Raw genomic sequence first — 24367 nt, 5'->3', positions numbered from 1 at the left:
GTCGGTGTTGGTGTTGGTGCTACCGTCGGCGTCGGTGTTGGTGCTACCGTCGGCGTTGGTGTTGGTGCTACCGTCGGTGTCGGTGTTGGTGCTACCGTCGGCGTTGGTGTTGGTGCTACCGTTGGCGTCGGTGTTGGTGCTACCGTCGGCGTCGGTGTTGGTGCTACCGTCGGTGTCGGTGTTGGTGCTACCGTCGGTGTCGGTGTTGGTGCTACCGTCGGCGTCGGTGTTGGTGCTACCGTCGGCGTCGGTGTTGGTGCTACCGTCGGTGTCGGTGTTGGTGCTACCGTCGGTGTCGGTGTTGGTGCTACCGTCGGCGTCGGTGTTGGTTCCACCGTTGGCGTCGGTGTTGGTTCCACTGTCGGTGTCGGTGTTACTACCGGCGTTGGTGACGGTGTTGCTGTAGGCGTTGGTGTCGCCGTCGGTATCAGCTTATTAGATACCTGTTTCTTTAATTCTTGTGATGGATCAATGGTTACATTGATGCGAGAAGTATCAAGCACGTAACCTGTAGGGGCCTTTATTTCTTTAAGCGTGTACTCTCCGCCCTTTAATTTAGTGAAAACAATCTCACCATCACTATTGGTAGTATCTGTACCAACTAATTGATCATTTGAATCGTACAACTCAAATTCTGCGCCTTCCAGTTTTATAGACGTGTCTTCGTCTGCTACTTTTATAATTCTCAATGACCCATTGAAATCATTTTTAAGAGTTAATGCAATAGCAGTTGAAGAGTTGATCGTCACTGGATGCTCTGTTGGATCCAAGGCGTATCCCGCTGGGGCTTTTGTTTCTTTTAACACATATTTCCCTGCTCTGAGATCCTTGAATTCCAGGATACCATTTGAATCCGTCTTTCCTTCTTTCTTCTCTGTCTGCTGAGTACCAGCCAGACGGAACAGCGCAAATTCCGCATCCTTCAGCTTCTCAGTATCGTCAGCATTGGTTTTTGTGACTACGAGAGAGCCCCTAACCCCGCTTCCCGATCCGGAAGTATCGATAATCTTAATATCATTACTGCTCGTAAACGGTTTGTTAATTTTATTTTTTCCTTCAGCACTGAAATCTACTTGATTGTTAACTATGACGTTATTTCCGACTGCTGTTACGATAGAATTATACTCCAGGATATAGGCCTCTTTGATCGGGTTCTTTAACTCGAGCGTAAAAGTCTCTCCAGTTTGATCTGAACTGATTACCAAAGTATAGTCCACATCGCGAGTTAATGTATCAGCAGTCTTTGTTACAGTACCGTTCTTGGATACTGTAGTCTTAAAGAGCTTGAAGCTATCCGGGAGCAGAATCTGATTCGGAGTAGGGGTATCAACGATTTTAACCTTATTGATATCGGACTGGTTAGCATTAATCGTAATACTCCAGTTCATTTGGGTCTGGTCATTTTTATCCTGAGTACCAGTTTTGCTGATATATTCGCCACCCTTTGGAACATCAAGCGTTTTCTCTAGTGGCTTGGATACCGCCGTACCGCCGTCCTTGTCTTTGAGAATTGCGGTGTTCGTTACGGAAGATTGATTGATATCCTCATTCACAAATTCCGTATCAAAAACAACGTAAAAGGCGTAGTCAACTGCATTGTTGAATTTTACTCTTATTATTGCAGGATCGCCTGATACAACCGGCTGGGCATATTCACTGGCATTAATTAGATCCTCATTTTTCGGATTGCTTGGATCCCCATTAGCCCCATAGCTCAACTTATATACTTTTAAACTGTTGTCAACGAACTTTTGACCACTCGGAATCGGGTCTTCGAGCACTGCACCAGCGGCAAGATTTCTCTTATTATAATTCGCACCGACGGTCCAGGTAATCTTCTTGGTGGTCGCGTCATAATCTCCGTTTTTAAACCCATTGTTCTTCACTTCATTACGCGGAGAAAATTTATCCCATACATCCCCCTTTTTTTGCTCTTTTCCATCTGTATCTTTCCACACAAGATTAGCTACATTGTAAAATTCAGTTTCTCCGGCTCTCAGCTTGTAAGAATCAAAAGAAGTAGTGTAAGTAATTGTGATCGGCTCAGTGATCGGATTATTAAATTTTACTATAAATCCATCTTTCTCCTTATAATCTGAGTTGCCAACAGGAGTAATACTGTAACCCGTACCTTCTACTCCTTGGCTTGGCGAAATCTGTAGATCTCCAAGGTATTTCAGGCCCCCGCGATCAAAAACATCGGTCAGAACCACTTCATTCATGGTTCTTTTATCTTCATTGATTTTGATCGTCCATTTCACAGTCTTGGCATCATAGTCTACGTCTCCACGTTTCTTGGAGAGAACACGCTGGCCAATGCCTTTTTGGTCGCCTGCAGAATTATTATCACCATAGGTAACATCGTTACGAATGGTTTCATCATTAATTACCCGATCCGCTACTTTGGTTTTGTACACGATACGATAAGCCGAGTTGATGTCATTACTGAATTCAAGTTTGAACCCGTTCTTATTGTTCTTGTCTGTCAGGTCAGATAATGTGTAGTCCGTACCCGAGACCAGTTCGCCATCATCGGTGCCCTTTCCATTCTGATCCAGCTTTACTTTATAGACATGGAAAGAATCTTTATCAAGCACCTGTGACTTGTTGAAATAGTCATTCAATACAGCATCATCTTTTAGAATCGTTTTTTCATTGTAATTAAAACGAATTTCCCATGGGATGGTTTCTGTGTCAGGATCATAGTTGCCAGTAGCACTCTTCTCCAATGTTTTCCCACGGTCTACTGGAACTACGTCAGAAGAATCTTTAGATACTCCATCGCCTGTCAATTTAGCTGTATTACGGTAAGATAATCCTGCTGAATCCGTAATTTTGGTAGAAAACTTAATGCGGTAAGCCTCTTTGATCGGATCAGATGCAAACTTCAGATTCAATTTTGAAGCATCACTGCCGGTCGTATCAAATTCTCCTGCATTAAGGGCTCCATTTTCAGTCGCATTCCCCTTGACATCAACATCCAATTTATAAACAGAAATGGAGTTAAGATCAAGCTCCAGCCCCTGCTCCAGGATATCCGTTACAAGTGCGTTGTGAATCTCATCTAGTGACGTATTGACGTCAATTGTCCAATCAATTTTCTCCGGATTATACTTTTGCGGTTTGGGCGTACCGCTCTTTTTAATGCTGGCACCGTTATTAGGCTTAATATTAATCACAAAGTAGTTCTTATCATTGCCGGCAATCGGGAAATCAATCACCTGCTGCGTAGATCCGCTAATTCGGGTAGAACTCAGTATTGATTCAATGTTAAATGTTCCTTTAACATTAAAGAGACCTTCAATATTTTTATTAAAGGTAAGAACTACTTTATTATCAGGGCCTACATTATAGGTCCCGATGCCATCTGGAAACTCATCGTACACTAAGGTCCCACTATAGCCCCGATCGATTAGAAATACATTTGGGAGTGTAAATGTATAAGTCGATCCTTCACCATACTTGCTTGCCCCATCCGGTCCAGCCGGTAATTCGTAAGTCAAGTTCAACTTCGTTGTTGAATCCAGCTTATACACATTATCTGTCACAACCTGGCCATTTTCATAGACTGCCAAAGTCACACTGGTGATAATGTTTTCGCTGATTTCATTGGACGGGTCTGCACTCGCACGTGCGCTAAATCCAAAAGAATTAAAAAACTGTGTAAAAAGAAGAAGAAGTGTCAACCAAATTCCTGCATTCTTTCTTTTCATGAACTAGATAGCCTCCCTTTCTCGTAGTGTCATCTCCCAAATACGATCTGCACCTTCTTAACGCTGCTCCTATACAACTCGCTGATTCCATCTCCCCCCAAACAAATTTGAATTATTGTAGGTTTTTAAGCTTTTGACAGTCTACATTTCACTTTAATTCAGCCAGCTAAACATTTTCTGAACAAAACGTCCCAAGCCCAAAGCCTCATGTTATGCAACAAAAAAAAGCCGTCCTGACCATAGACAAATGTCTACAGCCAAAACGGCTTTCAGCAAGCAATCCAATGCATGCACATTGTTTTCAATTTACAAAGTAGCGCGATCACGCAACGTATAGGTCTTACGCTTCTCGATCAGCTTGTTAAGCGCATCCAGATAAGCCCGGGCGCTGGCTTCCAGAATATCGGTGCTGAGACCTCTACCCTGTGCTGCAACTATGCCCTGTGTCAATACCACATGAACCTCACCCTGCGCATCTTTACCCCGGCTGACGGATTTAATGGAATAATCACTTAAGGTGACTTCCTCGCCTGTAGCCGAATCGATGGCATTGTAGATGGCATCTACCGAACCGTTCCCTTCAGCAGAAGCAGTAATCGGCTGCTCCTCAGGACCGTTGATCACGACCTTGGCTGTTGGTGTCGCTTCATTACCATAAGTGACATAAATCGTCTGCAGACGGAACACTTCAGGAGTCTTGACAAGCTTCTCTTCAATCAGTGCCAAAATGTCCTCGTCGGACACTTCCTTCTTCTTATCCGCCAGATCTTTGAACTTGGCAAATGCAGTGTTCAAATCTTCATCCGGCAGATCGTAGCCAAGATCACTCAGCTTATCACGGAAGGCATGACGGCCGGAGTGCTTGCCGAGCACAAGCTTGCTTTCCTTCAAACCGATGGTCTCCGGAGTCATGATCTCGTAAGTCGTCTTCTCCTTCAGCATACCATCCTGATGAATGCCCGATTCATGGGCGAATGCATTCGCACCTACAATCGCTTTGTTCCCTGGAACGACCATACCGGTCAATTTGCTAACCAAACGACTGGTACGGGATATCTCCGATAGTACAAGGGAAGTCTTCGCTCCGAAGAATTCGCTCCGCGTCTCCAGAGCAAGCGCCACCTCTTCGATAGCGGTATTTCCGGCGCGTTCGCCGATACCGTTGATCGTACCCTCAATCTGGTCTGCACCATTCTGGATCGCCGCAAGGGTATTCGCCGTAGCCATGCCAAGGTCGTTATGGCAATGCGCACTGAGCTGCACCCGCTCGATGTCAGGCACATTTTCTTTCAGATACTTGAAGATCGCTCCGTATTCCGAAGGGTTCAAATAACCCACCGTATCCGGGATGTTGACCACATTCGCTCCTTCACGGACGGCCATGCCAACCACTTCTGCCAGAAAATCATATTCAGTACGGCCAGCATCCTCAAGAGAGAACTCCAGCTTGGAAAAATGTTTCTTAGCATAACGGATCGCTGACTGGGCTGTTTCCAGCACTTGAGCCTTATCCATCCGCAGCTTATGCTTCCGGTGAATGGGCGAAGTTGCGAGGAAAATGTGAATGCAAGGATCTTGCGCTCCTTGCAAGGCTTCTTTGACCGCGTCAATATCCGCTTCTCTTGAACGGGACAATCCGATCACCGTAGCATTTTTGACGGCTCTGGCCACCGCGTTGACTGCCGCCAGATCACCCGGCGAGGCAGCTGGAAAGCCCGCTTCCATGCGGTCAATCCCAAGCTTTTCAAGCTGATGGGCGATTTCCACTTTTTCAAGCGTGTTCAGGTTCACACCCGGCGACTGCTCTCCATCGCGCAGTGTCGTATCGAACACATAAATTTTCCGCATGCGGAGCACCTCCTGAAAATTGGGCTAAAACCCTCAAATGCGGCTCGTTGGTGGACGGCCGCATCTGGGGATTACCATATAGATTTCAATGATATCTTATTTATATGTGCTTATTTCTTGATCCAGTGCATCATTTCACGCAATTGACCGCCTACTACTTCTACCGGGTGAGCAGCTTCGTTGCGACGAGTTGCAGTCAAGAAAGCATTGCCGGATTGGTTCTCCAAGATAAAGTCGCGAGCAAATTTACCTTGTTGGATATCACTAAGTACAGCCTTCATTGCTTTCTTAGTGTCTTCTGTAACAATACGAGGTCCAGTTACATAGTCACCGTATTCAGCTGTGTTACTGATGGAATCACGCATGCTAGCCAATCCGCCTTCATATACAAGGTCAACGATCAGCTTCAACTCGTGCAAGCACTCGAAGTAAGCCATCTCAGGAGCATAACCTGCTTCAGTCAATGTTTCGAAACCTGCTTTGATCAGTGCGGATACACCACCGCAAAGGACAGCTTGCTCACCGAACAAATCAGTTTCGGTTTCTTCACGGAAGGAAGTTTGGATTACTCCGGCACGAGTACAACCGATACCTTTCGCATAAGCCAGACCGATTTCTTTTGCTTGTCCAGTTGCATCTTGCTCGATTGCGATCAGACCAGGAACTCCGAAGCCTTCAACGTATGTGCGGCGAACCATGTGTCCTGGGGATTTTGGTGCCACGAGCAGCACGTCAGCATCCTTAGGTGCTACGATTTGACCAAAGTGTACGTTAAAGCCGTGGGAGAACATCAGCGCTGCACCTTTTTTGAGGTTAGGCTCGATGTCATTCTTATATACGGATGCCTGTGTTTCATCAGGCATCAGAATTTGCACTACATCAGCACGGGATACTGCTTCTGCTACGGACAATACTTCGAAGCCGTCATTTTTAGCTGTGTTGAAGGATTTGCCTTCACGCAGGCCGATGACAACCTGAAGACCACTGTCACGAAGGTTTTGTGCTTGGGCATGCCCTTGGCTACCATAACCGATTACCGCAATTGTCTTCCCTTTTAATACGCTAAGTTCTGCATCCTGTTCATAGTACGTTGTCACTGCCATTGTCAATATCCTCCTTTAAATTGGACCCATCGTAAAGAGCGGGTGCTTCAAGAGCATCTGGCTGAAGGAATCCTTAAGCTGCTCCTCAAGCCCCCGCTCTTTAGCGGGCATGTCATTTTTTCGTAATCTCGTTATACCGTTATATCACATCTCGTTAAAGCAACCAAGCAGTAATTCGCTAAAGCCGTAAAATACAACCTTTAGGCGTTGCCACGAATCATGGCTGTAACTCCTGTGCGCGACAGCTCTTTAATGCCGTAAGGCTTGAGCAACTCAATCATGGCGTCGATTTTCTCGGTATCTCCAACGACCTGCACAAGTAGACTAGTGCTGCCGATATCAACAACAGCAGCCCGGAAAGTCTCTACTACGCCCATGATTTCCGGACGCTCCGACGGCTCTGCCTTCACCTTAATCAAGGCAAGCTCCCTCGCCACCATTGGTTTGGAGCTCAGGTCCACAACCTTGATCACATCAATTAGCTTGTAAAGCTGCTTCTCGATCTGTTCCAAGGTGCTGGCATCACCCCAGGTAACGATAACCATCCGGGAGAGTCCTTCTTCCTCAGACTGCCCCACAGTAATACTCTCAATATTATAACCCCGGCGTCCGAACAAACCGGATACCCGCTGCAGCACACCTGGCTGGTCATTCACAAGCACAGCAATCGTATGTTTCATCACAGTTATTCATCCCCCATCAGCATTTGATCGATGGTTGAGCCTTGGGTAACCATTGGATAGACATTCTCGTCCTTAGGAACAACGAATTCTACCAATACTGGACCCGGTGTTTCCATCGCTTCCTGCCATGCCGCTCTTGCTTCTTCTTTGTTGGTGGCTCTAAGACCTTTTACACCATACGCTTCAGCCAGCTTGACGAAGTTCGGGCTGCCTGCCAGATCTGTATAGCTGTAACGCTTCTCATAGATGAGGTTCTGCCATTGACGAACCATGCCGAGCACCTCATTATTGATTACTACAATTTTGACCGGTATATTGTGAATGGCGCAAATCGCAAGTTCCTGAGAACACATTTGCATGCCGCCGTCTCCGTTAATGGATACTACTAACCGTTCCGGGTGCGCCATTTGCGCGCCGATCGCGGATGGAAATCCAAAGCCCATCGTTCCAAGACCGCCAGAGGTGATCCATGAGCGTGGATGATTGAACTTGTAGTACTGTGCCGCCCACATTTGGTGTTGACCAACGTCTGTCGTTACAATCGCTTCACCTTTAGTGGTGTCATTGATCATCTCGATAACCCATTGCGGCTTCAATTCTGTCTCAGAATCGTTGTAGCGGAGCGGCTTATCCTGCTTCCACTGCGCGATCTGTGTTCTCCAGGCGTCCGCCTTAGCTGCGCGTCCTACCTCTGGATTCAGCATTTCCAGAACAGTCTTCACATCCCCTACAATCGGAATGTCAGGCGTTACGTTCTTGCCGATCTCAGCCGGGTCAATGTCAATGTGTACAATCTTAGCTTTTGGCGCAAAGCCGTCCAGCTTCCCTGTTACACGGTCGTCGAACCGGGCACCGATATTAATGAGCAGGTCACACTGCTGAATGGCGTTGTTGGCAGTATAGGTGCCGTGCATTCCCGGCATTCCCATCCACAGGTCTTCGCCGCTTGGGAAACAGCCCAGGCCTAGCAATGTCGTCGTGATTGGAATTTCAGTACGTTTGACAAATTCCAGCATCTCTTCATGTGCTCCGGAGTAGATAACCCCGCCGCCTGCAATGATAATCGGGCGCTCAGCTTCCGAGATAGCCTTCACGAGCTTGTCAAGCTGCAGCTTGTTGGGTACAGTTCGCGGGTTGTATCCACGAAGGTTAACACCCTGCACTGGAGTAAACAGCGTTTTCGCTGCCGATACATCCTTCGGAATGTCGATAAGGACAGGACCTTTGCGACCTGTATTTGCAACATGGAACGCTTCGTGAATCACACGCGGCAGATCCTCAACATCGCGTACCAGATAGCTGTGCTTCGTAATTGGCATCGTAATACCGGTAATGTCTGCCTCCTGGAACGCATCTGTACCAATTAGGCTAGAGAATACGTTACCTGTAATAACAACCAATGGTACAGAATCCATGAACGCGGTCGCGATACCTGTTACCAGGTTAGTTGCCCCTGGTCCCGAGGTCGCGATACAGACGCCGGGCTTGCCGCTTGCTCTAGCGTAGCCGTCCGCTGCGTGGATGGCACCTTGCTCATGACGAGTAAGAATATGATTGAAATCTTTAAAGCCGTGCAGTGCGTCGTAGATGTACAGTACTGCACCACCCGGATATCCAAACACGGTATCTACGCCCTCGAGTACAAGACTGCGTAGTAGAATCTCCGATCCGGTAATGACCTCCGGCTGTTTCCATTTCTCACGTAACTCATCTGTCGATCGCAGTTTCGGTATTTGCGCGCTCATCAGTCTTCCTCCTTCGATGTTTAACGTTCAGTATTCAAAATGACGGACCGTCAATTTAACAACAACTTTAGTTAGGGCGGCTTTCTTTAACAACAAAAAAACCTTTCGCCTCCCACACGCAAATTAAGCGTGTGAGGGACGAAAGGTTGATCTTCCGTGGTACCACCCATGTTTGCATTCATCTCGCGATGAAATGCCTTATCAGGTATACAAAAATCCATCGATGTAGGCAGGGCCCAATCTTTGTAACCTGAAGTCCCTAACGCGGACTAAACGATTCCCCCTAATAATTCCACCGCTCTTTCTGATGGACCTTTCAGGGAAACAGCTCCGAGGTGAGCTCGTATATAAGGGATTTCGGTGGAGGTTGCAGCAAATCCTCACACTCTCTGAGCAAAAGAGCCCTTAAAACTTCGTCCTCATCATTGCCGATACATGTATGCTCGTTAAAATGTTTAGACACATTATATGATTCCTCACACGGATTAGTCAATACCCATATTATTAAAAAAGTTTTTCCTCCCCTGTGCCCTTACGGAACGCTTCCCCCTCCTGCTGTCATATGATGTACGACAATGCGTGGAAAGGGGGCGCCATATGATCCGTTACCGCAGACCGAAACAGGACGATGCCGTTATCCTCGACCTGATCGAGAAACAGCTCGTCCCATTATCCCATCTGCCGAAAAAAGTGATTTCCCAGGTACGAAAAGATTTGCCCCGCCGGATGGGGCACGGTGTGACGCTTGTTGCCTGTACCGATTACGAGAGTGATCCGCTGGGATTTGTCCACTTTATGCTGCACGGGGATCTGCTATATATCGACATGCTGGCCATCACACCCGCTGCTCGGCGCAAACGCTGGGGGAATCTGCTCATGGATCGGGCAGAGCGATTTGCACTATCACGCGGGTGCCAGCGGGCCAAGTTATCGGTCGATTCCGGGAATACAGCTGGCCTTACTTTTTATCGTAAGCTAGGCTACACGACTACCCGTTATCATAAACAGAGCTGCATCTACGAGATGGAAAAACAATTACTCTAAGACCCTTCAGGCTATATGACCTTAGTAAAATCCATAAGGATAAGGTGCTCCACCATACCCATATCCAGGACCGTAACCGCCATAGCCGTATCCGCCACCATAAGGCGTACCACCGTATCCTCCATAGGCGTACGGAGCCGTCCCTACAGCCAGCAAATCAAACAGTACCAGTGGAATCAGTGCCTTCGTTTGTACTTTTTTTCCATTGGAACGCTGCAAAATCAAACGATTGCCAGAAATACGGACCAATTTGCCCGATACCTTCGTTCCATCTTTTTTCACTGCTACGATATGTTTACCAACCAGCTTCATGACTTGCTTTTTGGTAACCGCCTGTGCCATAATACCCCTCCTCAAAAGTTGTACGAAGCCTATCCGTGCATCGAATGGTCTTCGCAATCATATCGGCTCTGCTCTCAGCCTTTTACTTGCATCTTCAAAACAGTGTATTCACTGGATAAGTAGCCTGCCTGTTCATTCGCCTGTTCTGCTGAGTTTACTTTGGAGGAAAGTCTAAATAAAATGGGAATAAAAAAGCCGCATCCCCGGCAATACCGGAAATGCGGCTTGAACTGTATTACTCTAACACTGCTGCTCTAACCTAACGTTTACTTGGATCGTACGCTTGTCCCAGCGCTTTAGGAGCCGACGAACGTCCTACAGTACTTACAAGCACGATAATCGTCAGCACATAAGGAATCATATAGATAAATTCCTGAGGAATGTTCTTGGACCATTCGAACAATTGTACGTAGTTACGGATCGCTTGGGAGAAGCCGAAGAATACGGCTGCGCCAAAGGCACCCAGCGGGTTCCACTTTCCGAAGATCATCGCTGCAATAGCGATAAAGCCTTGACCTGAAATCGTATTATGGGCAAAGGTTCCCGTTGTGGTCAATGTAATTGTGGCACCGCCAATACCAGCGAGCATACCACTCATCATTACGCCAATATACCGCATTCTGTTTACATTGACACCCAGCGTGTCCGCAGCACTCGGATGCTCACCCACAGCTCGCAAGCGAAGACCAAACGGCGTCTTGAAGAGCACCAGATACACAATGATCACGAGCACAATGGCAAGATAAGTCGTCGGATAGGAATTGAAGATCCCTTCTCCGATAATTGGAATTTTGGACAGACCTGGAATAGCAAACTTGCTGAAGCCATCCAGCAATGGAGTCTCCCCTGAGCCTTCAAACAACAGCTTTACCATGTAAAGCGTACTGCCTGCTGCCAAGAAGTTGATCACCGTACCACTGATAGTCTGATCTGCTTTGAACGTAATGGAGGCTACAGCATGAATTAAGGAACCGATAATCCCCACTGCCATTGCAGACAGCACCCCTACCCAAGGCGCTAATTCACCCATACCAGCTTCTTGGGCATAATATCCCCCTACAGCAGCGGCAAACGCACCAAACATCATCAAACCTTCAAGCCCAATGTTAACTACACCGGAGCGTTCCGAGAAGATGCCGCCGAGGGAGGCGAAAATGAGCGCTGTGGAAAATACAAGCGTCGTATTGAGCAGTTGGCCTAATAGCGTCAGCACATCCATCTATAACACCTTCTCTTTCTTGCGCTTGAAGTAAAATGGTTTGAGTACCCAGCGCACAATGCCTTGTGCAGCAATGAAGAAAATAATCGAACCGATAACGATACGGATCAGTTCAGGCGGAACGTCCGCACCAAAACTCATACCCGCAGCACCGTAAGTTAGCGTACCATACAATATTGCTGCCAAAATGACACCGAACGGATGGGTCAAACCAAGCAGTGCTACCGCGATACCGTCGAAGCCATAGCCCGGCGAACCTGCGAAGACGGATTGGTAATGGAATACACCAAGGACTTCACCTGCTCCGGCTAAACCGGCGAATATTCCACTAATAAACATCGCTTTGATGACATTTCGGCCGACATTCATCCCGGCGTACTCTGCAGCATGTGGATTGAGACCTACTGCCCGCATCTCGTATCCTTGTTTTGTTTTCCACAGATAAACATAGAAGAAGACGGCCGCTGCTAACGCAATGGCTGTTCCCCAGTGAAGACGGGCATTGTCGAAGAAAGAATTAAGGAAGGTCATAGAGAGCGAAGCCGGAATATCTTCCGAACGGTTCTGACCCGGGATTAGCAAGAAGGTTCTAACGATATAATTCGCAAAAAATAATGCGATCCAGTTCAACATGATGGTGGTAATAACTTCGTTAATCCCACGCTTGGCCTTAAGGTAACCGGCAATCCCGGCCCATATACCGCCGCAAAGTCCGGCAGCAATCACCGCCAATGGAACAAGCAGGAAGGATGGCAGAGCAGCCAGCTTGATACCGACTACCGATGCAGCTGTCATCCCAATCAGAACTTGTCCATCCGCACCGATGTTGAACATCCCTGAACGGAAGGCAAAAGCTACTGCAAGCCCGGTCAGCATAAGCGGCGTCATCTCACGGATGGCTTCCCCGATATCATACGTGCTGCCAAATACGCGTTTGAACAGCGCAGAGTACGCAGCAATCGGATCATATCCGCCCGCTAGCATTACAATAGCGCCGACCAGGAATCCAAGGATAATCGCGACAAGAGGAACAATATAGCTGTCCGTCGCAAAGATTTTTCTAAGCTTATTCAACCGTTTTCCCTCCCCGCTTCAAGCTGCCCGCCATCATCAGACCCAGTTCCTGGTCATTAGTGTCCTGCGGATACACTTCGCCGACAATCTGTCCCTCATAAATGACAGCGATTCTGTCGGAAACATTCATAATTTCGTCCAGCTCAAAGGAAATGAGCAGAACAGCTTTACCTTGATCACGCTGAGCGATAAGCTGCTTTTGCACAAATTCAATCGCACCCACATCAAGACCACGGGTTGGCTGAGCCGCGATGAGTAATGTCGGATTTTTATCTATTTCCCGCGCAATAATCGCTTTTTGCTGATTACCCCCGGACAAAGAACGAGCCTTAGTCTCCAAAGACGGCGTCCGCACGTCGAATTGCTGGATAAGCTCTCCTGCATGCTTGTTAATAATGTCATAATTCAAAAATCCATTTTGGTTATATGGCTTCTGATAGTAGGTCTCCAGCACCATATTCTCACTCATTGAGAAATCAAGGACGAGGCCGTGTTTGTGGCGGTCTTCTGGTATATGGGAGATATTTTTCTCGGTAACTTTACGCGGGGAGAGGTTCGCGATCTCCTGGCCTTCCATAGTAATGGAACCGGAATCAATCTTGCGCAGACCGGTAATCGCCTGAATCAGCTCACTCTGTCCATTGCCATCGACACCGGCAATCCCCAGAATCTCCCCCGCTTTAACTTCAAAGGTAAGTCCATTCAATACTGGCACGCCATCTTTATTCTTACTGTTGACATCATTCAGCTTCAGCACGGCTGTACCAATTTCCGGAGGCTTCTTGTCCACTTTAAAGGTTACCCCGCGTCCAACCATTTTCTCGGCCAGTTCATTGGGATTAGTCTCAGAAGTCTTGACGGTATCAATAACTTTTCCGCGACGAATAATGGTAACCCGATCGGAGATCTGCATGATTTCCTTAAGCTTGTGAGTAATTAGAATAATGGATTTACCCTCAGCAACGAGTCGTTTCATGATAGCCATTAATTCTGTAATCTCCTGCGGCGTAAGCACAGCAGTTGGCTCGTCAAATATGAGAATATCCGCTCCACGGTACAGGGTCTTCATAATTTCAACCCGTTGCTGCATGCCTACAGAAATATCATGGATTTTGGCATTTGGATTGACTTGAAGTCCATACTGCTCAGACAGTTTCCGAACCTGCTCCGCAGCGGATTTATAGTCGATTTTAAGACCTTTCTTCGGTTCCATGCCAAGAACAATATTCTCGGTTACCGTAAAAGGATCTACTAGCTTGAAATGTTGGTGAACCATACCGATGCCAAGCTCAATGGCTTTATTCGGACTATCGATCATCACCGGTTTCCCGTCAATCTCAATACTGCCTTCATCTGGTTGATACAGCCCAAATACGATATTCATCAAAGTGGACTTTCCTGCCCCGTTCTCACCGAGCAATGCGTGGATTTCCCCTTTTTCAAGCGTCAGGCTGATGGAATCGTTGGCGACAATACCAGGAAAACGTTTTGTGATTTGCTTCAACTCTACGACTGGAGCCGCAGCACTCATGGAATCACCCTCATCACAGAATATAATACAGCGGAGTAAAAACTCTTTTAAAAAGCGATTTACCGCCTGATCCAAGACGGCATCACTGGCTACTTATTAAACAAATTAGCGCTTTAACCAAAGAACAAGGCCAGCTGTATAACCGGCCTTGCTCCCTTGTACTATTGTGTAATACACGAAAAAGTGAGGCAATATTACTCGGCAGGAACTGTGATCTTGCCGTCGATGATTTGTTGCTTGTACTCATCTACTTTAGCCAGAATTTCCGGAGTTACGTTAGCCTTCGAAGTTTCAGGAAGACCTACGCCATTGTCTTTCAAACCAAGAACAGTATGTGTGCCGCCTTTGAAGGTACCGTCAACTACTTGCTGGGATACTTTCTTAACAGCCTCGTCTACGCGTTTGATCATAGAAGTCAGGGTTACATCATCGCCAAATTCCAAAGATTGGTCTTTGTCTACACCGATAACCCATACTTTGGAACCGCCTGATTTGTTACGGGATTTAGCTTCGTTGAACACACCAGTTCCTGTTGCGCCTGCAGCAGGGAAGATAATGTCCGCGCCGGAATCATACAATGTAGCTGCCAGAGACTTACCAGTATCAGGCTTGTCAAAAGCACCTGCATACGTGATTTTCACATCAGCATTAGGGTTTACTTCAAGAACGCCAGCTTTGAAACCAGCTGCAAAACGTTTGATAACTGGGCTTTCCATACCGCCAACGAAAGCTACTTTGTTAGTTTTGGTTGTCAGACCTGCAACAACACCCACCAAGAAAGAACCTTCGTTCTCAGCAAAAGTAACAGATTCAACGTTAGGAGCATCTACAACGCTGTCGATGATTGCCAGGTTGGCGTTAGGGTTTTCATCAGCTACTACTTTAATAGCATCGCCAAGGTCAAAACCGATACCCCATGTCAGGTTGTATCCACCCTTAACGAATTGGTTCAGGTTCGGCTGGTAGTCTGCATTGGATTTACTTTGCAGGTATTTAACCTCTACGCCTTGTTCCTTTTGAAGGGCTTGCAGCGATTCCCATGCGGATTGGTTAAAGGATTTGTCGTTAACTCCACCTACGTCAGTAACCATACCGACTTTAACATCGGATTTAGGAGCGGCTTCTCCACCATTTGCACCTGTGTTAGTGTTGGTGTTTTTGTCTTTACCGCAGCCTGCCAAGACTACTGTGAACGCAAGCAGCATAACGAGAGACAGCTTGAAAACCTTTTTCATTGATAGTGATCCCCCTTAGAAAATTGGTCGTCCTCTGTGTTTCTGGTTGGACATCCATTAGCTCAAATTATACCTGCAAAAAATGCTAAAATCCAGTCTATTAATGACCGAAGGTCAATAATAATTTGTCTTTTCGACTCAAGAAAGCGCTATCCTTGTCATATTATGTAACAAAAGCATACAAAACACGTTAGATAGGTCGAAAACTCTGTAGCAGCTTTCGCTTTCTTCGTTTTAATATTATTGCACAGAATCGCAATTTCTATTATCATGAGTGCTTACAAAGCCGGAAAGGAAGTTTCAGAAAATGAATGAAAACAAAGAAATCCCAGCGGCGGCTCCCGCCTTTAAATACTGCCGGGAATCCCGTGTATTCAAAACCGGACGAGTCTTCCCAAATGATGTAAATAATCACAAAACATTATTCGGGGGCAAGCTCATGAGCGGCATAGATGAAGTTGCTTCCATTTCAGCTATGCGGCATTGCCGGATCAACGTCGTCACTGCTTCCACCGATTCCGTGGATTTTCTGCGCCCGATCGAACCGAGCGATTCCGTATGCTTCGAATCCTTCGTCTCCTGGACCGGGCGTACTAGTATCGAAGTATTCGTTAAAATCATCGCTGAGAATCTTTACACCGGAGAACGTGCTGTTGCAGCAACCTCTTTCCTGACGTTTGTAGCCATCGGCGAGGACGGTAAGCCAGCTGCAGTACCTTCAGTGATTCCTGAGACCGATGAAGAGAAGCTGATCAGCGAATCGGCCGAAGAACGCGCCGAGCTACGGAAAGTCAGACGGGGCATTAGCAAAAAGCTTGCTCTCCAGCTTAACACCACCAAATACTGGGAGTAGGCAGTTCACGCCACAAAAAGCCCCAAAGCAAGATCAATGTCAAGGCTCAGCCTTAGCCGAAGATCTCGGAAGAGCTCTCTTATCCCACAAAAAAGCACCGCCTGCGGGTTCCCCGTATAGCGGTGCTTTTCGGTTATATTACAACACTTACGCGTTGATTTTCTCTTTAGCTACAACTGCAAGTGAGTTGAATGCGTTAAGATCATTAACAGCCAAGTCAGCCAGCATCTTACGGTTTACTTCTACGCCAGCCAGTTTCAGGCCGTGTACAAGCTTGCTGTAAGACAAACCGTTCAAACGAGCTGCAGCATTGATACGAACGATCCACAGTCTGCGGAAGTTACGTTTAGTTTGACGACGGTCGCGGTATGCGTAAACCATCGATTTCATTACTTGTTCTTTAGCTGTTTTGAAAATGCGGTGTTTAGAACCGAAATAACCTTTTGCCAACTTCAATACTTTTTTATGTTTACGACGAACGACGAATCCGCCTTTAACTCTTGCCATATTAATAAACCTCCCAAAAATGTGTAGTAAACTATTACAAATTACCCAATTGTTGTTTCAAACGTCTTACATCCCCAGGGGCCATAACAGGGTTCGTACCCAATACGCGCTTCGCACGTTTGGATTTGTGGGACAGCAAGTGATTTCTGTGTGCTTTGTAACGTGTTACTTTACCAGTTCCGGTAATTTTGAAGCGGCCTTTAAGGCTGCTATGTGTTTTCATTTTAGGCATTGTGTTTCCTCCTTGAATATTATGTGGCGCCACATTGCATTGCAAAATGGTTCCGGGGTTATTGAGGCTTAGGAGCCAAAATCATGATCATGCTGCGACCTTCCAGCTTAGGCTGGCGTTCCACAACAGAGATCTCAGCAACTTCATTCTTGACGCGCTCCAGGATCTTCTGGCCGATATTGGCATGTGTAATCTCACGTCCGCGGAAACGTACGGAGCACTTCACCTTATCGCCTTCGCCCAGGAATTTAACCACGTTGCGGAACTTGGTTTGATAATCATGCTCCTCAATGTTGGCACGGAACCAGACTTCCTTGATATCAACGATCTTCTGGTTCTTACGCGCTTCCTTCTCTTTCTTCTGTGTCTCATAACGGAACTTGCCGTAATCCATGATGCGGCATACCGGCGGTTTCGCCTGAGGTGCTACATTGACTAAATCCAGATTAAGATCGATCGCCATTTGCAGTGCCTCGCGGATCGGTTTGATTCCGATTTGCTCACCTTCCGCACCTACCAACCGAACCTCTTTGGCCCGAATTTCATCATTGATCATATGTTCCTTACTGATAACTCTCCACCTCCGGATCTTGTTAACAATGAATTTAAGCACAACTTCATAAAAAAGGGATGCCGGTTAACTCCCGACACCCCTGTTTGATCAACGTTCATGAACATTAACATTCATAAAGCATTGAGATCAAAACCAGCTAGCATAATGCCAGTCAGGTGAGAAGCCGGTGCTTCTGCTTGCAATCTCTATGTTTTGCATACTTGAATACTATACACTGTTGTCCGTATGAATGTCAATAGATTTTCGATATTTCACGTAAAAACATTATCCAGCTGTTACCCTTGCTTACTCTGCACTTCCTCCAGCCTTACGACACGCGTATGCTTGGTGTGGCTCCATTGCTTGTTGTTCTGCGTGAAGAACGCATAGAACGTAATCGGATACCACGAGATCAGGTAAATCGGGAACACAATTAAATACGCATAGACCTTCTTGAACTTAACCTTCTCTAAGATCATTGCCAAGAAGAACGTAAGCAGATTCCCGCCTATGGCTACAAAGCCGAGCCATAATGGAAGATGTCCATAAATATTAGCAATGTTCGGTCCGTCAAAAAAGGCATTGTCGATCCACATCACAGCTGTCATCAGGAAAGTAAGCAGCACAATATATACATTTGCCCCGTACAGGGCGAGGTCAAACTTCGTCAAGCTGCGTTCCTTGATACTCTGCCACAGCAGCGGGAAGAAATAACGACGGGCCACGGTGAAGTGTCCCTGCATCCAGCGCAGGCGTTGTCTTGAGGAGGCCTTGAAGGTCAATGGTTTCTCGTCGAAGACTTTAGCGTCATAGTTGAACTTCGGATATACACCCTTCGAAGCGCTGCGCATCGTGAACTCCAGATCCTCAACCAGACTCGTTGCTCCCCAACCCATCTCCTTCAGCAGTTTGGTCTCAAAGCACATGCCGGTACCACCAAGGAAATTCGCCATGCCAAGGTTATGGCGGGAGAGCTGCCATAGACGGTTGATATACCAGTAGGACACCCCGTAAGCGGCCGTAATCCATGAATCTTCCGGGTTCTTCGTATCAATGTAGCCTTGGATTACTCGTGCCCCGGAGCAGAGGTCATTGTTCATTTCCATCAAGAACTCCGTGTGTGCCAAGTTATCGGCATCGAACATCACGACGGCGTCATACTGACGCTGCATGCCCCAGAGTTCCTTGAGCATCCATTCAATCGCATAGCCCTTACCTCTCAGATTGGCGTTGGTACGGACACAGGCATTCATGCCATGCTCCCGTACTATCCGGGCCGTCCCGTCCGTACAATTGTCGCAAATAACGAATACATCGTACAGCTCCGGCGGATAATTAAGCTGTTTCAGGTTTTCCATCAGTGCGCCGACGACTTCTTCCTCGTTGTGCGCCGCAACGAGTACCGCAAACGATTTTTCCGGCTTAAACTGCTCTTTTCTTTTTTTCTTGTGCAGTCCGAACAGCGAGAACGCAAACTGGTAAATCGCAATCGCCGCCAAGATCACTTGGAGCGAAACAAACAGTGCGTCTGTCATGATCTTTTTAATGCCCCCTTTTTACACTCTTGGTGTTCTTTTTCTCTCTGGCTTGTAAAACGTTCTTTCTGACCCTTTTGTTGCATCCCTTACAAAACAGACTACAAGCATTCACTTATTGTTGGCAGGGTTCCGGTTTTTTATATGTTCCGCGCTTAAGGATTGGTCGGATTCCCTCATGCAGAAACCCTTTTTTCTCTGTTACCTTTTAAACACGTTCGGCCCGCTTGAATCATTGTAAGGCGTAAGGGTATCCCAAGTCAAAACTGGCAATTTTCGCGCAAAGCTGAGCTTTTTCTTGAATGGGCTCCCTTAAGAAAGTATGATTAAGACGGCTTCACTTTTTAAGAACGGAGTGCCGCATCAATGCTAAACCGATAGCCGGACTAGCGGAGGGACAACGATATGAGACATTTATTCATGAAACTGCATCTCTGGGAGCGGCGTCTTTTTCAATGGATTAACGGCCGGATGCATAACCGGTTTTTGAACTTCTGGCTTTACCATCTCACGCATTTGGGCGGAGCAACGATCGCAATCGGCACCAATCTGCTGATTTGGGCTTTCTCTCCCCAGCCATGGAGAACAACGGCGTTTCAGGCGCTGGTTTCGCTAGCTGTTAGCCATGTACCTGTAGCTATCGCCAAGAAGCTGTATCCGCGCAGACGCCCCTATCTGGCGCTTCCGGGTACTCGGACGTTTCGCAACCCGCTTAAGGATCATTCTTTTCCATCAGGCCATACTACTGCTATCTTTGCTTGGCTTATTCCTTATATGGCAGCCTTTCCACCGCTCGCCTTTGTGTTGCTCCCATTAGGATGCATTGTCGGATTCTCACGGATGTACCTGGGCCTGCATTACCCGTCCGATGTGCTTGCAGGTGCTGTGATTGGTACCGGAGTTGCTGCCGGCACAATTGCCTTTTGGTCCTGAGCAAGGTAGTCTGGACTATTAGAATCCCTTTTGAGAACAGGTGAACTATACATTGCGCAAAAAAAGAGTGCTGTTACTGTCGGAAGGCTTTGGCGCAGGTCATACGCAGGCAGCCTACGCGCTGTCAAGCAGCCTGCGCAAGCTGTCGCCCAATGTTCAAACGAAGGTGCTTGAATTGGGGAACTTTCTAAATCCTAAAATGGCGCCTATTATCGTATCTGCTTATCGAAAGACGGTGACCACACAGCCGCGGCTGATGGGGTATGTCTACCGTCATCAAAAATCATTTAACCGCCTTACCACACTTGCCCTGCATCGCATTTTTTATACCCATACCAAAAATATTATCAAGCAGTTGCAGCCGGACATTATCGTGTGCACCCACTTTATTCCCAGCGCGGTGATCTCGCGTATGAAGCGGCTGGACCCGGATTTTAAAGTTCCGCTCTGCACTGTCATCACCGATTACGATGCGCATGCCAGTTGGATCAGTCCGCATGTGGACCGTTATTTTGTCTCTACGCCGGAAGTCAGATCCAAGCTGCTTCGCCGCGGAGTTGCCTCTGCCAGTATACAGGTTACGGGGATGCCGGTGCACCCCAATTTCTGGGAACATCCTGGCAGACAGGAGATTCTGGAGCAGTTTGGTCTTCGTGACAAGCCCACGGTAATGGTGATGGGAGGCGGCTGGGGGATGATGAATGACGAGACTGTCAATCATTTCCTGGCAGGGTATCGAGAGCAAATCCAAATTGTATTTTGTCTCGGCCAGAATGAGAAGCTTCTGGAGGAAATGCGCGCAAACCCGGTATACAACCACCCTAATATCCACCTCATCGGGTTCACCCGTGAGGTCGACAAGCTGATGGAGGTATCTGATCTGCTCGTCACCAAGCCAGGCGGTATGACCTGTAGCGAAGGTCTGGCCAAAGGCATTCCGATGCTCTTCCATCATCCCCTGCCCGGGCAGGAGGAAGAAAACTGTCGATATTTCACGGCGGCTGGATTCGGCGAGCCCATTGAATCCCTCGATGTTGTCGTCAAATGGATGGAACGCCTGCTGAACAACTATGAGGATCTGCAGAACAAGCGGAGTCACCATTTGGAACGAATCGCCCGCTATCATCCCTTGCAGAGTGCCCAGAGCATTCTCGATATGTTAGAGTAAAAGCTAACAGCGGCCCCCAGAGCCGCAAATAAAAGCCGGCAAGTCCCCGTGAACACGGAGGCTTGCCGGCTTTTATTCTAATGCGATTAAAGTCTGTATTTGTCCAGCCGTGTTGCCTGATAACGTTCAAGCGCTTCTGAACCCACAATGGCTTCACAGCGGTGAATATTGACTCCCCGTCCGTAGAACTTCGTCTCATACTCAGTCATCACATGTTCTTCATTGATAACGCCGTCCGTATGCAGATCAAGCGAAATGTTCTTCATTTGCAACCCGAAATCCGCAAAGGCATTGAGCGAGAACTCGAACAGGCTTCTGGAATCCGTCTTCAAATGAATCTCGCCCAAAGGACTCAGCAGGCCGCGATATTTGTCGAGAAAACGCGGATGCGTTAAACGGCGACGGGCATGCTTGCTCTTCGGCCAAGGATCGCTGAAGTTCAGATAGATACGTTCCAGCTCTCCTGGAGAAAACACTTCTTCCGCATAGTTGATATTGGCAAGCGCCAGCTTCAGGTTAGGCGGGGTCTCATGACCTTGCGGCTCCCATACGGCTCTCGCTTTTTCTCCGGCACGGCGGATCAATTCATCGTACATGTCTACACCGATAAAGTTGATATCAGGGTATTTGGAGCTCATTTGGCTGATAAACTGCCCTTTGCCCATTCCGAATTCGACATGAATCGGATGGTCATTCCCGAACAAGGCAGACCACTGCCCTTTATGGCTACGGGGGTCGAGAACAACCAGATCAGTCTGGCCCTCGAGACTTTCGCGTATTCCTTTTCTTCCACGTAAACGCATGCGTATTCCTCCGCTTATCGATTGCTATAACTGTCACTTGCAATATTGTGCCGAACTTGTCCCCAAAAGTAAAGGTATAACGGCAAAAAAAAGGAATCCTCTACACCAGCCCAAGGAAGGCTGCTGCGAGAATCCCTTACTGATTTGTATTGAAATCGGGTCATGCTGCACAACACTGCAGTGGTGTGCTCAGCTTACCTTGTTCCGGAATTGAAATCGAGGGTCTTCTCGAAAGCGTTGCGAATCTTGCGCTGCGCTTCTGTCTTAATCTTGTGGTTACCGTTAAATTCTACACCTGTCAGTGCAAGCGCCTCATCAGGGGTTAACGTAACGTCAATCGAACCTTTGCCATCGGCATATGCCGCTTGAGAATTCATCGATATCACCTCACGGTTATTAGTATGGACCGGACGACACGAAAGTATGAATTCAAGAAAGGAAAATCCATTGATATTGCTGACTTTTTACATTTCAAATATAACATAAGGTGTAAGTATTAACAAGCCAATTTTTCTGCTTTCAGGCCTAAATTTTAGCGGTATTTGATGTGCATATTGTTACGTTGGACGATGATTTTTGGTACAATGGTTTGGACTCATGGCGCATGATAAAATTACTTGCGTCTTCTTTATAAGCGGATATACTAACCGTATAGCAGAGAATGAACCGAATTCCAAAGGAGCAACCCATGTTCAACCTATTAGAGCCCTCCTCTATCCCTCTGTGGGGAGATAAACGTTTTCATACCTGGAACTACGAAATGCGCGAGCAGATGAATACAAAAGTGTTCAAAGTCATGCTCGACGCCGGTTTCACTTGCCCGAACCGGGACGGATCCATCGCCAAGGGCGGCTGCACCTTCTGCAGCGCGCGGGGCTCTGGCGATTTTGCCGGCAGCCGCCGTGATGATCTCATTACCCAGTTCAACAAGGTACGTGACCGCCAGCATCTCAAATGGCCGAATGCCAAGTACATCGGCTATTTCCAGGCCTACACTAATACTTATGCCCCTGTAGAAGAACTGAGAGAATATTTTGAAGTTATTCTTCAGCAGCCAGGTGTTATAGGGCTGTCTATCGCTACCCGGCCGGACTGCCTGCCAGATGATGTGGTCGAGTATCTGGCGGAGCTGAACAAGCGTACCTACCTTTGGGTCGAGATGGGTCTTCAGACGATCCATGACTCCACTTCAGAGCTGATTAACCGCGCCCATGATACAGCCTGTTATCTGGAAGCTGTCGAAAAGCTGCGTAAACACGATATTCGAATCTGTACACACATCATTCACGGACTTCCACAGGAAACCCATGAAATGATGCTGGAAACGGTCTCAGCCGTAGCCAAAATGGATGTACAGGGCATCAAGATCCACCTGCTTCACCTCATGCGCAAGACACCGATGGTGAAGCAGTATGAAGCCGGCTTGCTTCGCTTTATGGAGCAGGACGAATATATCAAATTGATTGTCGATTCCCTGGAAATTCTGCCGCCTGAGATGATTGTGCACCGTCTAACCGGTGATGCCCCGCGCGATCTGCTCATTGGGCCGATGTGGAGTCTCAAGAAATGGGAAGTCCTCAACGGCATCGATAAAGAGCTGATTGCCCGGAACTCCTGGCAAGGCAAGTACTGGAGGCAGCGCTAATGGGCTTCTATTCTGTTCTTAGCTTCGCCCAGAAGCTAACCGCCGAGCGGCTAACCTCCGGCGGCCGCGCCATCGATGCCACGGTCGGAACAGGGGCAGATACCCTGTTCCTGGCCAAGCTCTGCGGACCGCGGGGCGAAGTCCGCGGCTTCGACATCCAGGCGGAGGCGCTCGCGCTGGCTGAAGAGCGTCTCCGCGCGGCGGGCGAGGCGTTACCAGGGACACTGTCCCCGGTAACGCTGCTGCAGCGCAGCCACGCCGCTATGCTTGAAGCGGTTCCGGGTGATTGGCCCGGAACCGTGTCGGCGGTGATGTTCAATCTCGGCTATCTCCCTGCGGGAGATGCCGATAAGACCATCATCACCAAGCCCGACAGCTCCCTTGCGGCTCTGGAAGCCGCGCTGGAGCTGCTGCGCCCCGGCGGGATCATTACAGCCGTGCTGTATCCCGGGCATGACGGCGGCGATGTGGAAGCCGCCGCCGTGGAGTCTTGGGCCGCCGCCGTCCCGCCTGTCGTCGCCCAAAGCATTGTATACCGCCAGATTCAGCGGGCGTCCGCCCCTTACTGCCTGGCGCTGGAAAAGAAGAAAAGGAGCTGAAC

General features: G+C 47.9%; 22 protein-coding genes. 6 read left to right on the top strand and 16 right to left on the bottom strand.

Annotated features, from left to right (window positions below; genetic code table 11):
* From HPT30_RS03010 to ilvB, 5 genes are all read right to left on the bottom strand, one after another.
* On the bottom strand, positions 1-3713 hold a 3713-nt coding region (locus HPT30_RS03010; RefSeq protein ID WP_175370015.1), incomplete at its 3' end, for a collagen binding domain-containing protein.
* Positions 3714-4019: 306 nt separating this feature from the next.
* A complete protein-coding gene (locus HPT30_RS03005; RefSeq protein WP_175370014.1) occupies positions 4020-5561 on the bottom strand; it encodes a 2-isopropylmalate synthase in 1542 nt (513 codons plus the stop codon).
* Between the two features lie 110 nt (positions 5562-5671).
* Positions 5672-6664, bottom strand: a complete 993-nt coding sequence (ilvC, locus tag HPT30_RS03000; RefSeq protein WP_175370013.1) for a ketol-acid reductoisomerase — start codon at positions 6662-6664, stop codon at positions 5672-5674.
* A 200-nt stretch (positions 6665-6864) separates the two neighbouring features.
* Positions 6865-7344, bottom strand: coding sequence for an acetolactate synthase small subunit (gene ilvN, locus HPT30_RS02995; RefSeq protein ID WP_175370017.1), 480 nt, complete (start codon positions 7342-7344; stop codon positions 6865-6867).
* A gap of 5 nt (positions 7345-7349) precedes the next feature.
* The gene (gene ilvB, locus HPT30_RS02990; RefSeq protein ID WP_175370012.1) at positions 7350-9092 is read right to left on the bottom strand and encodes a biosynthetic-type acetolactate synthase large subunit; all 1743 of its coding nucleotides are present in this window, start codon (positions 9090-9092) and stop codon (positions 7350-7352) included.
* 597 nt (positions 9093-9689) lie between these two features.
* Here ilvB and HPT30_RS02985 point away from each other — a divergent pair.
* Positions 9690-10136 carry a GNAT family N-acetyltransferase gene (locus HPT30_RS02985; RefSeq protein ID WP_175370011.1) on the top strand — a complete coding sequence of 149 codons (447 nt, stop codon included), beginning with the start codon at positions 9690-9692 and terminating at the stop codon, positions 10134-10136.
* A 21-nt stretch (positions 10137-10157) separates the two neighbouring features.
* On the opposite strand, the gene HPT30_RS02980 is transcribed toward HPT30_RS02985, so the two are convergent.
* The 5 genes from HPT30_RS02980 to HPT30_RS02960 form a co-directional block, all read right to left on the bottom strand.
* Entirely contained in the window at positions 10158-10478 is a 321-nt protein-coding gene (locus tag HPT30_RS02980) for a hypothetical protein (protein WP_175370010.1), read from the bottom strand.
* 259 nt (positions 10479-10737) lie between these two features.
* Entirely contained in the window at positions 10738-11697 is a 960-nt protein-coding gene (locus tag HPT30_RS02975; RefSeq protein WP_175370009.1) for an ABC transporter permease, read from the bottom strand.
* Entirely contained in the window at positions 11698-12771 is a 1074-nt protein-coding gene (locus HPT30_RS02970) for an ABC transporter permease (protein ID WP_175370008.1), read from the bottom strand. It lies immediately after the preceding gene.
* A complete protein-coding gene (locus HPT30_RS02965) occupies positions 12764-14302 on the bottom strand; it encodes an ABC transporter ATP-binding protein (RefSeq protein WP_175370007.1) in 1539 nt (512 codons plus the stop codon). The genes HPT30_RS02970 and HPT30_RS02965 overlap by 8 nt, the downstream gene beginning before the upstream one ends.
* Positions 14303-14496: 194 nt before the next feature.
* Positions 14497-15537, bottom strand: coding sequence for a BMP family lipoprotein (locus HPT30_RS02960; protein WP_175370006.1), 1041 nt, complete (start codon positions 15535-15537; stop codon positions 14497-14499).
* Positions 15538-15844: 307 nt separating this feature from the next.
* Here HPT30_RS02960 and HPT30_RS02955 point away from each other — a divergent pair, with 307 nt between their 5' ends.
* Positions 15845-16390 carry an acyl-CoA thioesterase gene (locus HPT30_RS02955; RefSeq protein ID WP_175370005.1) on the top strand — a complete coding sequence of 182 codons (546 nt, stop codon included), beginning with the start codon at positions 15845-15847 and terminating at the stop codon, positions 16388-16390.
* A 147-nt stretch (positions 16391-16537) separates the two neighbouring features.
* Here the strand turns inward: HPT30_RS02955 and rplT are convergent, their stop codons facing one another.
* The 4 genes from rplT to HPT30_RS02935 form a co-directional block, all read right to left on the bottom strand.
* Complete coding sequence (gene rplT / locus HPT30_RS02950; protein WP_066373240.1) at positions 16538-16897, bottom strand: 50S ribosomal protein L20; 360 nt, start codon at positions 16895-16897, stop codon at positions 16538-16540.
* 34 nt (positions 16898-16931) lie between these two features.
* A complete protein-coding gene (gene rpmI / locus HPT30_RS02945; protein ID WP_066373235.1) occupies positions 16932-17129 on the bottom strand; it encodes a 50S ribosomal protein L35 in 198 nt (65 codons plus the stop codon).
* 58 nt (positions 17130-17187) lie between these two features.
* Positions 17188-17685: a translation initiation factor IF-3 gene (gene infC, locus HPT30_RS02940; RefSeq protein ID WP_175370004.1), complete on the bottom strand. Its 498-nt coding sequence runs from the start codon at positions 17683-17685 to the stop codon at positions 17188-17190.
* A 293-nt stretch (positions 17686-17978) separates the two neighbouring features.
* Positions 17979-19217, bottom strand: coding sequence for a glycosyltransferase family 2 protein (locus tag HPT30_RS02935; protein ID WP_175370003.1), 1239 nt, complete (start codon positions 19215-19217; stop codon positions 17979-17981).
* 405 nt (positions 19218-19622) lie between these two features.
* On the opposite strand from HPT30_RS02935, the gene HPT30_RS02930 reads away from it, so the two are divergent.
* Both HPT30_RS02930 and HPT30_RS02925 read left to right on the top strand, forming a co-directional pair.
* The gene (locus HPT30_RS02930; RefSeq protein ID WP_175370002.1) at positions 19623-20150 is read left to right on the top strand and encodes a phosphatase PAP2 family protein; all 528 of its coding nucleotides are present in this window, start codon (positions 19623-19625) and stop codon (positions 20148-20150) included.
* Between the two features lie 52 nt (positions 20151-20202).
* Complete coding sequence (locus HPT30_RS02925; RefSeq protein WP_175370001.1) at positions 20203-21318, top strand: MGDG synthase family glycosyltransferase; 1116 nt, start codon at positions 20203-20205, stop codon at positions 21316-21318.
* 86 nt (positions 21319-21404) lie between these two features.
* Here HPT30_RS02925 and trmB read toward each other — a convergent pair whose 3' ends face one another.
* Together trmB and HPT30_RS02915 are read right to left on the bottom strand one after the other, a co-directional pair.
* Positions 21405-22121, bottom strand: a complete 717-nt coding sequence (trmB, locus tag HPT30_RS02920) for a tRNA (guanosine(46)-N7)-methyltransferase TrmB (RefSeq protein WP_175370000.1) — start codon at positions 22119-22121, stop codon at positions 21405-21407.
* Positions 22122-22315: 194 nt separating this feature from the next.
* Positions 22316-22498, bottom strand: coding sequence for a hypothetical protein (locus tag HPT30_RS02915; protein WP_175369999.1), 183 nt, complete (start codon positions 22496-22498; stop codon positions 22316-22318).
* Between the two features lie 311 nt (positions 22499-22809).
* On the opposite strand from HPT30_RS02915, the gene mnmL reads away from it, so the two are divergent.
* Together mnmL and mnmM are read left to right on the top strand one after the other, a co-directional pair.
* On the top strand, positions 22810-23766 hold the full coding sequence (gene mnmL / locus HPT30_RS02910; protein ID WP_175369998.1) for a tRNA modification radical SAM protein MnmL/YtqA: 957 nt from the start codon (positions 22810-22812) through the stop codon (positions 23764-23766).
* Positions 23766-24365, top strand: coding sequence for a tRNA 5-(aminomethyl)-2-thiouridylate-methyltransferase MnmM (mnmM, locus tag HPT30_RS02905; RefSeq protein ID WP_175369997.1), 600 nt, complete (start codon positions 23766-23768; stop codon positions 24363-24365). The genes mnmL and mnmM overlap by 1 nt, the downstream gene beginning before the upstream one ends.
* The last annotated feature ends 2 nt before the right edge of the window (positions 24366-24367 follow it).

Origin of the sequence: Paenibacillus agri (assembly GCF_013359945.1) — a bacterium.
GTDB classification, from domain to species: Bacteria; Bacillota; Bacilli; order Paenibacillales; family Paenibacillaceae; genus Paenibacillus_AQ; species Paenibacillus_AQ agri.
This window is presented reverse-complemented; position numbering and strand designations above follow the sequence as displayed.